This is a genomic window from Pontibacterium granulatum, assembly GCF_029961155.1.
Classification (GTDB): Bacteria; Pseudomonadota; Gammaproteobacteria; order Pseudomonadales; family Balneatricaceae; genus Pontibacterium; species Pontibacterium granulatum.
Map to the genome: position 1 here is coordinate 125,222 of NZ_JASBRH010000009.1, position 13,998 is coordinate 139,219.

7 protein-coding genes are annotated in these 13,998 nt (G+C 49.7%); 4 read left to right on the forward strand and 3 right to left on the reverse strand.

Translation table 11 applies throughout. From position 1 onward, the window contains the following. Positions 1–13 precede the first annotated feature (13 nt). Entirely contained in the window at positions 14–973 is a 960-nt protein-coding gene (locus QKW35_RS10805) for an ABC transporter substrate-binding protein (RefSeq protein ID WP_282353016.1), read from the reverse strand. A 743-nt stretch (positions 974–1,716) separates the two neighbouring features. Here QKW35_RS10805 and xdhA point away from each other — a divergent pair. The 4 genes from xdhA (at position 1,717) to guaD (ending at position 8,105) form a co-directional block, all read left to right on the forward strand. Then, positions 1,717–3,156 (forward strand): xanthine dehydrogenase small subunit, encoded by a 1,440-nt coding sequence (gene xdhA, locus QKW35_RS10810; RefSeq protein ID WP_282353017.1) that lies wholly within the window; start codon positions 1,717–1,719, stop codon positions 3,154–3,156. After that, positions 3,149–5,542 (forward strand): xanthine dehydrogenase molybdopterin binding subunit, encoded by a 2,394-nt coding sequence (xdhB, locus tag QKW35_RS10815; protein ID WP_282353018.1) that lies wholly within the window; start codon positions 3,149–3,151, stop codon positions 5,540–5,542. Before xdhA ends, xdhB begins: the two co-directional genes overlap by 8 nt. A 75-nt stretch (positions 5,543–5,617) precedes the next feature. Continuing rightward, positions 5,618–6,448, forward strand: a complete 831-nt coding sequence (xdhC, locus tag QKW35_RS10820; RefSeq protein ID WP_282353019.1) for a xanthine dehydrogenase accessory protein XdhC — start codon at positions 5,618–5,620, stop codon at positions 6,446–6,448. 325 nt (positions 6,449–6,773) lie between these two features. Next, entirely contained in the window at positions 6,774–8,105 is a 1,332-nt protein-coding gene (gene guaD / locus QKW35_RS10825) for a guanine deaminase (RefSeq protein ID WP_282353020.1), read from the forward strand. Positions 8,106–8,335: 230 nt separating this feature from the next. On the opposite strand, the gene QKW35_RS10830 is transcribed toward guaD, so the two are convergent. Both QKW35_RS10830 and QKW35_RS10835 read right to left on the reverse strand, forming a co-directional pair. Further along, positions 8,336–10,774, reverse strand: coding sequence for an amidohydrolase family protein (locus QKW35_RS10830; RefSeq protein WP_282353021.1), 2,439 nt, complete (start codon positions 10,772–10,774; stop codon positions 8,336–8,338). 14 nt (positions 10,775–10,788) lie between these two features. After that, the gene (locus QKW35_RS10835; protein WP_282353022.1) at positions 10,789–13,428 is read right to left on the reverse strand and encodes an archaeal ATPase; all 2,640 of its coding nucleotides are present in this window, start codon (positions 13,426–13,428) and stop codon (positions 10,789–10,791) included. Between the last annotated feature and the right edge of the window lie 570 nt (positions 13,429–13,998).

Genomic DNA, 13,998 nt, shown 5'->3' on the forward strand with positions numbered 1-13,998 from the left:
TGAATCAGGCGTGTTACTCGACGATTCGAGTCGCGCGCGCGGTTACGCTGGCAGGGATTTCGATACCCATGCGCGCAGCCATTTTAGGGTTGATCGCCAGGTCGGTACCTTCAGCGAACTTCACCGGGATGTCGCCCGCTTTTTCCCCCTTCAGCACACGCAGCACCAATTCACCGGTCTGCTTGCCCAGGTCGTAGTAGTTGAAGCCCAAGGCAGCAATGGCACCACGGTCAACCGAATCGGTATCAGCGGCGAAAACCGGGATCTGGCCATCGATACCGGTTTTAACCACGGCTTCCAGCGCGGAGATAATGGTGTTGTCGGTCGGGCAGAAGATGGCATCGGCGGAACCGATCAGCTTCTGGCTGGCCAGGGCCACGTCGGAAGACTTGGGTGCCGGCGCTTCAATGATCTCGATCCCCTTCTCCTTTGCGATTACCTTCAGCGCCTCAACGGTGGATACCGCGTTTGGCTCGCCCGGGTTGTACGGTACCCCCAGGGATTTCAGGTTGGGCATGATCTCCTGCAGCAGTTCCAGCTGCTGCGCCAGCGGCAGCATATCGGACAGACCGGAAACGTTACCGCCCGGCTGTTCGATGTTGCTGACCAGCTTGGCGCCCAGCGGATCGGTCACTACCGAGAAGATAACCGGGATATCCTTGGTGGCAGAAACCGCAGCCTGGGCAGACGGCGTGGTGATAGCCACGATCAGATCCGGAGAATCACCCACCATCTTGCGCGCAATCTGGGCCGCTGTTGCCGGGTTACCCTGGGCACTTTCAAAGGTGAATTTCATATTCTCGTCGTTGTAGCCATTTTCAATCAGGCTGTCCTTGATACCCGCGCGCACGGAATCCAGTGCCGGATGCTCGACAATCGCGGTAGTTGCGATGTACGTCTGTTCTGCCTGAACGTTGGCACAGATCACGCCTGCGGCCAAAGCTGCCGCTTTGGCAAAGGTAGAGAATTTCATGGTGTTTACTCCAAATGTCACGAGAAGCGTGTTTCACCACAAGTTCCGTTAACACACTTCTGTATAAAATTCCGATATGAGGGCTCTGAAAGCAGGTATCTGCCAGGACGAAAATCGCAACGCAAGCAGCCCACTGCCAGGCAGCAAGTGCCTACCTTAACCGGATCATACGGCAAAGTAAAAACGCTGCGCTGACGGGGGCTTACCGAGCGCGACTGCACGCTTTAGAGTCACCCGTTGAGGCCGATATAACCGCTTTGTGGGTTCTTTACGGGCATCCATGAAGGGGAAAAGATCGGTTAAAGGCAAACGGCTTCCGTGGTCGCCACTCTAGTCCATACCAGGCACATACAATCAAGCAGAGTTTGGGCTCTCTCGATTGCATTTCACCCCGAGTCTTTCTCTGCAATCCAGCCGAAATGTCTGTGTTGAGGCGAAGTTGTACACAACACGCAGGTGCCAGATCACTCCCCCTATCACCTTAAAAACGGGAGAAACCTCCTAAATCCCGCCTCAATCGACTCGACCAGCCACCGGTATACGGTCGGCCAGTCAACCACAATAACTCCTTATAAATCCGCAACTTCAGCCACAAGCCCGAAAAACTTCCCACAATATGAAAAATTCACATCTATAATTTCCTGACCTGCAGGACAATTTTTATTGACTTAAAAGTCAGCTTTTCCTTTAATGCATGTATACAATTCGCACCAAATAAAAAATACAAAAAAAGGAGGCCCGCCTTGATCAGGTTCTTACTCAATCAAGAGCTGCGTGAAGAACAGAGTATCGACCCCAATATGACGGTCCTGAACTACCTGCGCGGTTATGCAGCAAAAACCGGAACAAAGGAAGGATGTGCCTCAGGTGACTGTGGAGCATGTACTGTTGTTATCGGTGAACTAGATGGCGACGAGATCCGTTACCGCAGTATCAACTCTTGCCTGACCTTTATCTCTGCCCTGGATGGCAAACAACTGATCACCGTTGAAGACCTGAAAGAGGGCAGCAAGCTTCACCCTGCCCAGCAGGCGATGGTGGATTGCCACGGTTCCCAGTGTGGCTTCTGTACTCCGGGTTTTGTGATGTCCATGTTTGCCCTGGGCAAAAACAACAGCCACCCAAGCCACGAAGATATTCACGAAGCGCTGGCAGGCAACCTGTGCCGTTGCACCGGTTACCGTCCGATCATCGATGCCACTGAGCAGATGTATGAAGACAAGACGCCAGACCAGTTCGATCGCGCCAAAGAGCAGACTGTTGCCCGCCTGCGCGCTCTGCAGCAGGACGCTCAGCCAGAGATCACCGATGGCAGCAAATACGCCTTTAACCCACGCACAGTGGGCGAACTGGCAACGCTGTACAAAGCGAACCCAACCGCAAAACTGGTGGCCGGTGGTACCGACCTGGCGTTGGAAGTGACCCAGTTCCACCGCGATATCGAGCAGCTGATCTACGTCGGCGACATCGCCGAGATGAAGCAGATCGAAGTCTTTGAAGACCGTATCGAGCTGGGTGCTGCCGCATCCCTCACCAGCTGCTACAACGCACTGACCGACGAGTTCCCGGATTTCGGCGCACTGCTGCACCGCTTTGCATCCCTGCAGATCCGTAACCAGGGCACCCTGGGTGGCAACATCGGCAACGCCTCCCCGATTGGTGACTCCCCACCGGCCCTGATCGCACTGAATGCACTGGTTGTGCTGCGTGATGGCGACGAGACCCGCACCTTCCCGCTGGAAGACTACTTCATCGATTACAAAGTCACCGCGCAGCAGCCGGGCGAATTTATCGAGAAAGTGATCGTACCGCGTGCCCAGGCAGGCGAAGAATTCCGCAGCTACAAGGTGTCTAAACGTATTGATGATGACATTTCTGCGGTACTGGGTTGTTTCAACCTGCGCATCAACGACGGCCGCATTGAAGATGCCCGTATCGCCTTCGGTGGTATGGCTGCGATTCCTAAGCGCGCCAGCCACTGTGAAGCGATTCTGAAAGGCGCAGCCTGGAACAAAGAGACAATCGAGCGAGCCAAAGAAGCGCTGGCGCTGGACTTTACACCACTGTCTGACTTCCGCGCCTCCAAGGAGTACCGCTCGCTGGCAGCAGCCAACCTGCTGACCCGCTATTTTGTCGAACTTGAAGCTACTGAAGTAACAACACGGGTTTCAGATTATGTCTAACCATCACAAGAATAAAAAATCTTACGACGAGATGCTGGCAGAGGCCAAGAACGACCTCACCACCGGTGTTGGCCGCAGCGTAAAACATGAAAGTGCAGCCAAACAGGTCTCTGGTGAAGCGGTGTATGTGGACGACCGTCTGGAATTCCCGAACCAGCTGCACGTTTATGCGCGTCTGTCCGACCGTGCCCACGCTCGTATCACCAAGATCGATACCACCCCATGTTACGACTTCCCGGGTGTGGCGATTGCGATCACCGCGAAAGACGTACCGGGTCAGCTGGATATCGGTGCTGTACTGCCGGGTGATCCACTGCTGGCAGACGACGTGGTTGAGTTCTACGGCCAGCCGGTCGTTGCCGTAGCCGCAAACGATCACGAAACCGCACGTAAAGCGGCGATGGCTGCGGTCATCGAATACGAAGACCTGACACCAATCCTGGATGTGGAAGAAGCGCTGGCGAAAGAACACTACGTGAGCGAGCCGCACACCCACAAACGTGGCGATTCCTCCGAAGCACTGGCTACCGCACCGCACAAAGTAACCGGCGCCGTACACATCGGTGGTCAGGAGCACTTCTACCTGGAAACCCAGATCTCCTCCGTGATCCCAACCGAAGACGGCGGCATGATCGTGTACACCTCCAGCCAGAACCCTACTGAGGTTCAGAAGCTGGTTGCCGAAGTACTGGGTGTCTCCTTCAACAAAATCCAGATCGATATGCGCCGCATGGGTGGTGGCTTCGGTGGTAAAGAGACTCAGGCTGCAGGCCCTGCGTGTATCGCAGCTGTAGTTGCTCACCACACCGGCCGTCCAACCAAGATGCGTCTGCCACGTATGGAAGACATGGTGATGACCGGTAAGCGTCACCCATTCTTCAACCAGTACGAAGTCGGCTTTGACGATGAAGGTCGCATCAACGGTTACGAAGTGAAACTGGCAGGTGACTGTGGTTACTCCCCTGACCTGTCCAACTCCATCGTTGACCGTGCCATGTTCCACAGCGACAACGGCTACTACCTGGGTGATGCCACCGTAACCGGTTACCGCTGTAAGACTCACAAGGTATCCAACACCGCATACCGTGGTTTTGGTGGCCCGCAGGGTCTGATCATGCCGGAGATCATTCTAGACGATATCGCCCGTCAGTTGGGTAAAGACCCTCTGGATGTGCGTAAAACCAACCTCTACGGCGGTGAAGGTCGCGATACGACCCACTACTACCAGAAGGTTGAGGACAACGCCCTGCCGGATATGATCGCCGATCTGGAAGAGAGCAGCGAATACCGCAAGCGCCGCGAAGAGATCCGTGCCTTTAACGCCAGCAGCCCGATCCTGAAAAAAGGTCTGGCCCTGACGCCGGTGAAGTTCGGTATCTCCTTTACCGCAACCTTCCTGAACCAGGCCGGTGCACTGGTCCACATCTACACCGATGGCAGCATCCATCTGAACCACGGTGGTACCGAGATGGGTCAGGGTCTGAACACCAAGGTCGCGCAGATCGTGGCGGAAGAGTTCCAGGTGGACTTCGATACCATCCACATCACCGCAACCGACACCGACAAGGTGCCAAACACCTCACCAACAGCAGCATCCTCCGGTGCTGACCTGAACGGTAAGGCGGCACAGAACGCGGCGCGTACCATCAAGCAGCGTCTGGTGGAGTTTGCAGCGCGTCACTACCAGGTGACCGAAGAGGATGTGCGTTTCCAGAACAACTACGTGCTGATCCGTGACGAGATCCTACCGTTCGCCGAGTTTATCGAACTGGCGTACTTCAACCAGATCTCCCTGTCGAGCACCGGTTTCTACCGTACGCCGAAGATCTACTACGATCGCGACAACGCCCGTGGCCGTCCGTTCTACTACTACGCCTACGGTGCGGCTTGCTCCGAGGTGATCGTGGATACGCTGACCGGTGAGTACAAGATCCTGCAGGCCGACATCCTGCACGACGTGGGTGCATCCCTGAACCCGGCCATCGATATCGGCCAGGTGGAAGGTGCCTTCGTACAGGGTGCGGGTTGGCTGACTTCCGAGGAACTGGTCTGGAACGACAAAGGTCGCCTGATGACCTCCGGTCCTGCCAGCTACAAGATCCCGGCGATCTCCGATATGCCGGTGAAGTTCAACACCCGTCTGGTTGAGAACCGCAAGAACGCAGAAGACACCGTGTTCCACTCCAAAGCCGTGGGTGAACCGCCGTTTATGCTGGGTATCTCTGTTTTCTGTGCGATCAAGGATGCGATTGCGAGCGTGAGCGACTACCGCATCAGCCCTGCGATCGATGCACCGGCAACCCCTGAACGGGTGCTGTGGGCGATCGAAACGCTGAAGCAGCAGAGCAAAACTGAAGCTAAAGCGACGTCCACCGAGACGATCTAACAACCTGAGCTTTAAGGGGCCTGCCTGCAGGTCTCTTATAAAGACCCATAATAAAGATAATAACGGGAGCGAAACATGAACACTGAATGGATCAAAGCCCTGACCTCACTGGAAGCAGATGGCACCCCGGCCGTGATGATTACCGTCGTGGACGAACGGGGTTCCACCCCGCGTAATGCGGGCGCCAAAATGGTTATCAGCCAGGACAGGCAGTTTGACACCATCGGTGGCGGTCATCTGGAATACAAGGCGATCAAAATCGCCCGCCAGATGCTGGAGGAAGGCGAAAGCCAACCTCGACTGGAACGCTTCTCGCTCGGTGCCAGCCTGGGTCAGTGCTGCGGTGGGGCCACCACCCTGCTGTTCGAACCCCTGGGCACCAGCACCATCCAGATCGCTTTATTTGGTGCAGGCCACGTTGCCCGCGCCATCATCCCAATCCTGGCCAGCCTGCCGTGCAAGGTACGCTGGATCGATTCCCGGGAAGCTGAGTTTCCCGAGCATATCCCAGACGGTGTGACCAAAGTCGTGAACGAGTACCCGGTGGACGAAGTGGATGAACTGCCTGCCAACAGCTACTTCATCGTCATGACCCACAACCACCAGTTGGACCAGGAACTGACCGAAGCGATTCTGAAACGTAACGATTTCACCTACTACGGTCTTATCGGCTCAAACACTAAACGTAAGAAGTTCGAACACCGGCTGAAAGCCAAGGGATTTAACGACGAGCAAATCGAACGTATGACCTGCCCGATGGGTATCCCGGAAGTGAAAGGCAAACTGCCGGCCGAGATCGCCGTCTCCGTTGCCGGTGAGGTAATCGCCCACTACAACGCGAATTTTGGCCAGGCCACTCAGGCGCCACCGGAAGAGACCACGATCGTCGAACGCCTCGCGGTTTAAGGAAGGAACGAACAAGTCCTGTAGGCACTCTGGCTTTCGGGACGGTTCACAATCAAGGAAGCGCTTTGCAGTAATGTTGAAACTGTGCAAAAAGCGCTGACACCGAGTGTGGATCGTCCCGTAAGCCCCGAAGGGCAAGCCCTTAAGCCTGCACCTGCTGTGTTGCAGTTTTTGTTAAGGACGACGGCCATTAACTGCAAACTGCGCCGTGCATCTACAGGCTTAAGGACTTGCAGAGCACTCACAGGACTTATTCGCTCCTTCCTAACATACGTCATCTTTTGTTCGTAGAATTACACGCTTAATCTGTAGAGACAGTAAAATAATGAAACAGCTACAGCCAACGGCACAGGCTTACCGTGCCTCCATGATCTACAGCATCGCTGATCCGGCCGAAGTCGGCCTGGAAGAGAGCTACCGTTACTTTGACGACGGCCTGATGATCGTTGAAGAGGGTCGCATCGCGGCTATCGGTGACGCCGAAGAGATGCTGAAAGATCTGCCGTCCGACATGCAGATTACCCACTACCCGGGTGCCCTGATCGCACCGGGCTTTATCGACACCCATATCCACTTCCCGCAGACCGGCATGATCGCCTCCTACGGGGAGCAACTGCTCGACTGGCTGAACAACTACACCTTCCCAACCGAGCAGAACTTTGAAGATGGAGAGCACGCCTCCGATGTGGCCAACATCTTCCTGACCGAACTGCTGCGCAACGGTACCACCACCGCGCTGGTATTCGGCACTGTACACCCGCAATCTGTAGATGCTTTCTTTGAAGCCTCCGAAGCGCGCAACCTTCGGATGATTGCCGGTAAGGTGATGATGGACCGCAACGCACCGGAAGCGCTGACCGACACACCGGAAAGCAGCTACCGCGACAGCAAAGCACTGATCGAGCGCTGGCACGGCAAGGGTCGTCTGCACTACGCAGTAACCCCACGTTTCGCACCCACCAGCAGTGACGAACAGCTGGCCGCAGCCGGACAGCTGCTGCGCGAATACCCTGACCTGTACATGCACACCCACCTCTCGGAAAACACCAACGAGATCGCCTGGGTGAAAGAGCTGTTTCCTGAGCAGAACGGTTACCTGGATGTGTACGATCACTTCGAACTGCTGGGCGAACGCTCCGTGTTTGCCCACGGTGTGCACCTGTGTGATGACGAGTGCAAGCGTATCGCAGAAACCGATTCCACCATCGCCTTCTGCCCTACGTCCAACCTGTTCCTGGGTAGCGGCCTGTTCAACCTGCCGAAGATGGAAGCACACAAGATCAAGGTTGGCCTGGGTACCGACGTGGGCGCAGGCACCAGCTTCTCCATCCTGCAGACCCTGAACGAAGCATACAAAGTGATGCAGCTGCAGGGCGTTAAACTGCACCCGTTCAAGTCCCTGTACCTGGCGACTTTGGGTGGTGCGAAAGCGCTGAAACTGGACGACAAGATCGGTAGCCTGGAACCGGGTAGCGAAGCGGACTTTATCGTGATGGATTACAACTGCACGCCGCTGATGTCTTACCGTATGAAGCAGGCGAAGAGCCTGGAAGAGCGTCTGTTTGTACTGATGACCCTAGGTGATGACCGGGCGATCAAGGAGACGTTTGCGATGGGTGAGTCGGTTTATCAGCGGGAGGCTGAGTCTGTAAGCTAAGCCTATCCGCATCCACCCAAAAAAGCGCCGAATTCCGGCGCTTTTTTAATCACTATATCCCTATTTAGAGATGGTTTTATATTGGACAGGAGTGAATTTTTATAAATAGACTGCGGTAAATCTATAATTTTGATTCAGCAATATAGCCCAACCAGCGGTTAACGCAAATGCCGTATTCTTGGAGATCCACCAATACTACCTGCCTAAGTCACATTTACGTTTTAGGATATCTAGGAATTATGAAACCTAAATATTCGTCCGTTTTCATTCAGCGTTGAGACATAAGACAGTGCTTCATGAGGCGATAATTTCATCTGCTGTGTGAGCACCGCAAACAAATGGTAAAACTCAGCCTTTATATCTGTCACAAAAATCCCAGGATCATCTGAGGCCAAACAAATAGACATCGGGACATCTCCCTCTACGACATGAGCATCTACTCCCATCCAACGAAACACATGGTGCTCTTGAACCTCTACATACTGGCTAATTCGAGTGTTACTTGATGGTGGGCATTCAATGGCAAGGTTTTTTCCTGCGATCCCCTTCATAACTGTTTGTTGTAAGGCAATCAACGCATCATCGGGCAACCAATCTGTCGATATCGCATGCATGGTATAACGTTGCTTTCTTACATCATCATCAAATAGCCAGCGTCTATATAGTTTTAGTAGCCCACTCTTTTCTGGAGAACTTAACAACTTATCAACTCGTTCGTACTCAGTATCCCAAACTGAAGCCGCTCTAAGTTGCCAACGAGCTTCATCCCTCAATGGATCGTAAAGAGGGTAAAGGTCACGAAGTGTAAAGAGTTCATCTAATTGTTCTATGCAGAAAAACTGAGGATCTCTAAATATTTTCTGAGCCAAAGCCACTGCCTCGGACGCAGCAAAGCTAGCCCATTTGAACATAGCATGGTTATGCCGCATCGCTCGCCAAACGAAAATTAAGTCTAGTAGGTGGTTTTCTTGAGTAACTGTTAGAGTCGGTGGCAAAGAACGACGCCAAATTGACGGGAGAATTCCAATCGCAGTACAGTGACCAAGTCTATCACCATTATTTAAAGGCAAAAAACGTATTGCATCATCAATGGCACGAATACCTGAAACAAGGTGTGAAAAATCTTCTCCAACGTGATAGGTTACATGCCTTATTCCTTGTGCTTTCAATACCCTAAACAATGGTGCGAAAACTTCGGGGGGGGTATCCATTTCATTGGCAGCAGCGTCCACACCACGCACCCATCGTGCAACTCCAGGATTAGCCTTAAGAATACGTATTAGGAGAGAAGCTTGTTGAGTAAGCTGCCTATATAAATCATGAAATGGAAATAACTCCCCCTTAATATATGGGCGCTTTATAAAGTGTACGACTAAGGCAAGCTTCGCTTTATCTGCCATGTGTGGAGCTTCTTGAAGCGCTGCAATAACCTTCGTCAAGGTACTTTCTTCAGATATCCCCCCTAAGGAAAGGTACCTAGCATAACCACCAAGTATCGTACATAAAATCCTTTCAAAGCTTGCCATATCCTTTTTAGGTGCAAAGCGTCCTTCCAAATATCCTGTTTGAGATACTTTTCCGCTCCCATGCGCTTGACGAAATCTTGCTAGGTACTCTTGTTCGGTAATATCTCTTAGCTCCGTAAATGTATATTTCTGAAACTGATCAAAACCATAAAAATCGTCTCTCTGCACAAGCAGAGTCAGATACTGATTCTGAATTAGTAAATATATCCAAAGCAACCTTTCAGCTAGAGGGTTCTGATTAGGATTACGCTGTAAACTGTTTAAAAGCTCCTGCATCAAATTAAACTCTGCTTCATCTGAATAAGGAGTTGACGTTGGCCAACGAACAAAGAACTGTGACATATCCTTCCTATATTCAGTCAAATCCTGTGGTGAACAGGACATTAAGGGGATAGAAAAGCTCTCCTCGTTCTTCAAGAATTCAAAATTTAGGTTGCTATCATTCTTTTCTCTGGTACAAACCATTCTGGCAAGCAACTGCCTTAGATACATAGCGAGTTCTAGCCTACGTAACAAAACATCGGGTGTTAGCTCTGGAGATATCTGCGCACAAAGTTGCCTAAGCTTTGGCTTTTTTTGATATTCCTCACGAAACTTAGCAGTAGTCAGCTCAGGTTTTCTCAACGCGTCAAGCCAACACGACTCAGCATTGCTGCTCCCATTAAGATGTTGGTGACTTTCATTCAACTGCTGTCGAGAAATATAGTCCTCTACACTGGGGTGATATGGATAGAGAGGCCAACTGTATTGAGCAGAAACGCTGGCGGAGAAGTTTCTACTTGCATAAAAGGCCGCTTGTAGTGGTAAAGACGATATCCTCGCCATTAAATTCTGCCAATAACCGAATAATGGCAATTTAATACGGCACTCTGTCCCTTCCTCAAAATACTGATCAACAAGTCGTTTTGTCGCAAGCACAGGCCCAAAGGCTAACTGCGATCGAAAAGCATACTCGTCAAGCTCGTGTAGCTTGTTAGTTAGAATGTGATCTGGTTGATATTGGTTAGCTTGATGAAAAGACATGAACAGCTCATGCTCAACAGTGCTCCTATCAACAGGCTCTGAAAACGATAGTGTTTCCAAATAGCAAAGGAGGCCACCTGCATTTAGCAGATGCACTTCAATCTGTGTATGTTGCTTCATCAGATAAAGACCCGTCACTCTGCCTTGTCAACTGTGCTCTCTGAACCTTGGGCGTCACCCGACTTTAATTTCGACTTTGATGCAGTAATAGAAGCCCTCTTAAAGTGAGTCAAGCGATGTTTGTAAACGTCGTAATCTTTATAAACACCGGCAACAATTTCTTTGATTATATCTTCAAAGCTACTTTCCTTCTTATCAGTCAGCTTATTACTAAGTCGCGATCCATCTGCAAACATAAACGGGTGTAATAACGGACAAGTAACAAGCAGATAAAATATTGGAAAACGCTTTCCAATATCTTTTAACCCTTCATCATTAGCCTTTAACTTTTCAAGTTTATCCGCAAACAGATCGATAGTTGTTACAGGATTCTTCTTCTCCCAGATTTCCGTAAAGATTGTTGAATAACCCGTATGATGATGAAAATCCTCTTCAAAAAGAGCTGCATGCAAAACCGCAACCACGTTAAATCTCATAATTTTTGCAGCATTTGTAGCCTTAGAGCTTTTCCCTGCGAGCCCGCCTCTACCTCCAATATTCTTGCGATGCTCCTCTGCAATATTAGCCAAATTGAAATACAGTCTAGTCCATATCTTTCCTATTAAAACAGAATTTGACTTTATACCACCATCAAGATCCTGAACCAGTTGAAGCCAAGTTTTAATTATAGAAATTTGAGCGCTTGATTCGGTATCAATCTCCAACACCGGTTCATTTATTTCCGCTGAATCGTCATCAGAGTGTGCTGCACTAGTTTTTTCGTATGAAGCCCACGGTGGTGCTGAACACGTTGTTCTAAATGCCAACTTAGCCAGCAATGCCTTAAGGCCATCATCAGATATATCTGATGATCCAAAGCCTTCGATCAGATCAGAGATACCTCCTAGAAGATTGGGAATCGAAATGAAGAAATGCATACTACGGCCAGCCAAGTCGCTACTGGCGATATCCACCGCTAGCTTTGCTAAAAAGCTAGTTTCTTTGGAGCTATCATAAGCTACAGTTCCTGCAATCGGGTTGTCGGGTGTGCTGCGGTTCAAGCGTAACAGCCCGACATGTACTCCACGAACACCATCCTGATTAATGGGGCAGAGTGCTGCATTACCACGATTGGCCCAATGCATCAGGGATTCACTGCGCCCAAGCCCTAAATAAGTTTTACAGGCTTCCTCTATCTGATCTGTAGAGAGTTTATGACGGTTATCCTGTAATAACCTATCGTATAAAGTCACACTACCACAGCCTGCAAGCATCAAATGTAGCGTGCCCCAAAGACTACCTTCTGTTGCCTTACTAACCATTGAAGCTAGATAAATAGAGCTGCTTCTAAGAACTTCAGATTCAGACTGTGGCCGAAGGTAAAATCCAGTATTACTATCACCATCCATCAGAGTGTAGTTAAAGATATCTTTCGCGATAATTCCTACGTGAGCATCACTATTATCATAAGTCAATCCAGCCTTATATATATTCCCAAGCATGGTCCCACGAATTGCCTCATTAAATAAATCCGTGAGATTTTTATTGGACCCAATCTCCATTTGCTGATAGTAACGTTGTAAAAGCTGAACAACCAACCTAACTGGTTGTTTCAATATTTCATTGGCATACAACTTTAGATCTGCACTTTGCTTCAAATGAAGCCCATTTTCCAACATCTCATTGACAGCAAGTTCCAGTGGCATACTGCCACCACCTTTCCTAGTAACGACAGATATTGGCCAATCATTATTTTTGTCATCAACTAATTGGTAAAGGCTTTTAAGATTAATCCTACGATGCACAGGAAGAAGTTTAATTAGGTATTGTTGTTCTAGGTGGTTAACCATAACACTGCGGTTTCTTTTTTCCGTACCACTCGCCTCTTCACTCAACATTTCAGCATCGTAATTTGCATATTGCTTCCCTCGAATCAGCTGCGAGTACAATCTGAGATCACCAGTCATTAGGACAATAAGCCGGGGACTATTGAAGTACTTACGAACTGCTTCCAGCACGTTCCAGCCAGTATTAAATTGAGTATCAATATCATCAAACGCAACCAAAATGGCATTGCGACCTAATATATCGCAAGCTTGCTCCAGTAACTTTGAAAACTGTTCTTCCAACCCGAGTCCGCCTGACGCGTTGCTAAGTAAAGCATTTAGCTCCAGCGCCTCATCAAAGAAATCCTTGGAATATTCCTTTTTATCAAGTAGTTTAATTGCCTGAGAAATATTTTTAAGACTGTTTTGCCAGTTCTCTTTTTCTTTATTATTTTCTATACTCCACCCAGAATTTTTTCTAAGCTTGTCACTTACATCTGTATTTAGTTGAGCAAGTACTGTAACCAGAATGGGTTCAATTCTGGGTAGTTTAGTGGGATCGATACAGCGTAACGCATGGACATTATTGCTGTCTTTGAAGTGCTGAACGATCCCGTTCATAAAAGTAGTCTTACCTGCACCACGCGTACCATCTATGAAAAAAACCTGTCTTCCGACCTCACTAATAACCCCATAAACCGGGCTATGGTTTTCCCTTGGCGTGGCAACTAGTTCGATATCACTAATTAAACGTTCCTTTAACGTTTGCTGTACAAATTCAACTGTATCGATAGAACCAGGAAGATTCGGTTTATTTAGATCTATGATGACCTTATTTTCTGCTACCACAAGAGCTCCTTAATTAAGTCTTCGGCCGTAAATCCCAAAAGCAATTTATTATCGCCACTATCCTTCGAATGAGTAGTTTCCTACATAATTGAAGGCGGCTTGCGATCATGCAACTGCTCTCCACCTGCAGCAAGCAATCACTCTAAAACAATATATTTTAGAAATAAGCTAGCTGCAGATGGGGCCGGAACCATACGATTTCCACTTACCCGAGGTTGAATTATTCACGCTATAAGCACAGAAAATCGAGATTATTCGAAGAAAGAATTTTTAACGACTTTTCCGAGATAGCTAGGCTTAATTTGGCTAAACGGCCAGACATCTGAATGGAACGCTAACATGCCGTAAAGAAAGGAAACAGAGACTTGTATGCTTTCTTCTTCCGCTGAAAATGAGCACTTACATTACGATGACTGACCATGCTCACATAGCCGCATGGCCTTATTCCTAAGTAGCTAATATGTAACGGGTTTGACAAAAAGGCAAGCGCCTAGGTGAGATAGCGAATATAGCAAGCAAGAAAAGAAGATATGAGGGCACATTGCAGTGAATGTTGTTAGGGATGCACTC

Excerpts from the sequence above, each read along its gene's own strand:
- xdhC (WP_282353019.1), top strand. The coding sequence starts at position 5,618 with ATGAACACTGAATGGATCAAAGCCCTGACCTCACTGGAAGCAGATGGC.
- QKW35_RS10805 (WP_282353016.1), bottom strand. The coding sequence starts at position 973 with ATGAAATTCTCTACCTTTGCCAAAGCGGCAGCTTTGGCCGCAGGCGTG.
- xdhB (WP_282353018.1), top strand. The coding sequence starts at position 3,149 with ATGTCTAACCATCACAAGAATAAAAAATCTTACGACGAGATGCTGGCA.
- QKW35_RS10830 (WP_282353021.1), bottom strand. The coding sequence starts at position 10,774 with ATGAAGCAACATACACAGATTGAAGTGCATCTGCTAAATGCAGGTGGC.
- guaD (WP_282353020.1), top strand. The coding sequence starts at position 6,774 with ATGAAACAGCTACAGCCAACGGCACAGGCTTACCGTGCCTCCATGATC.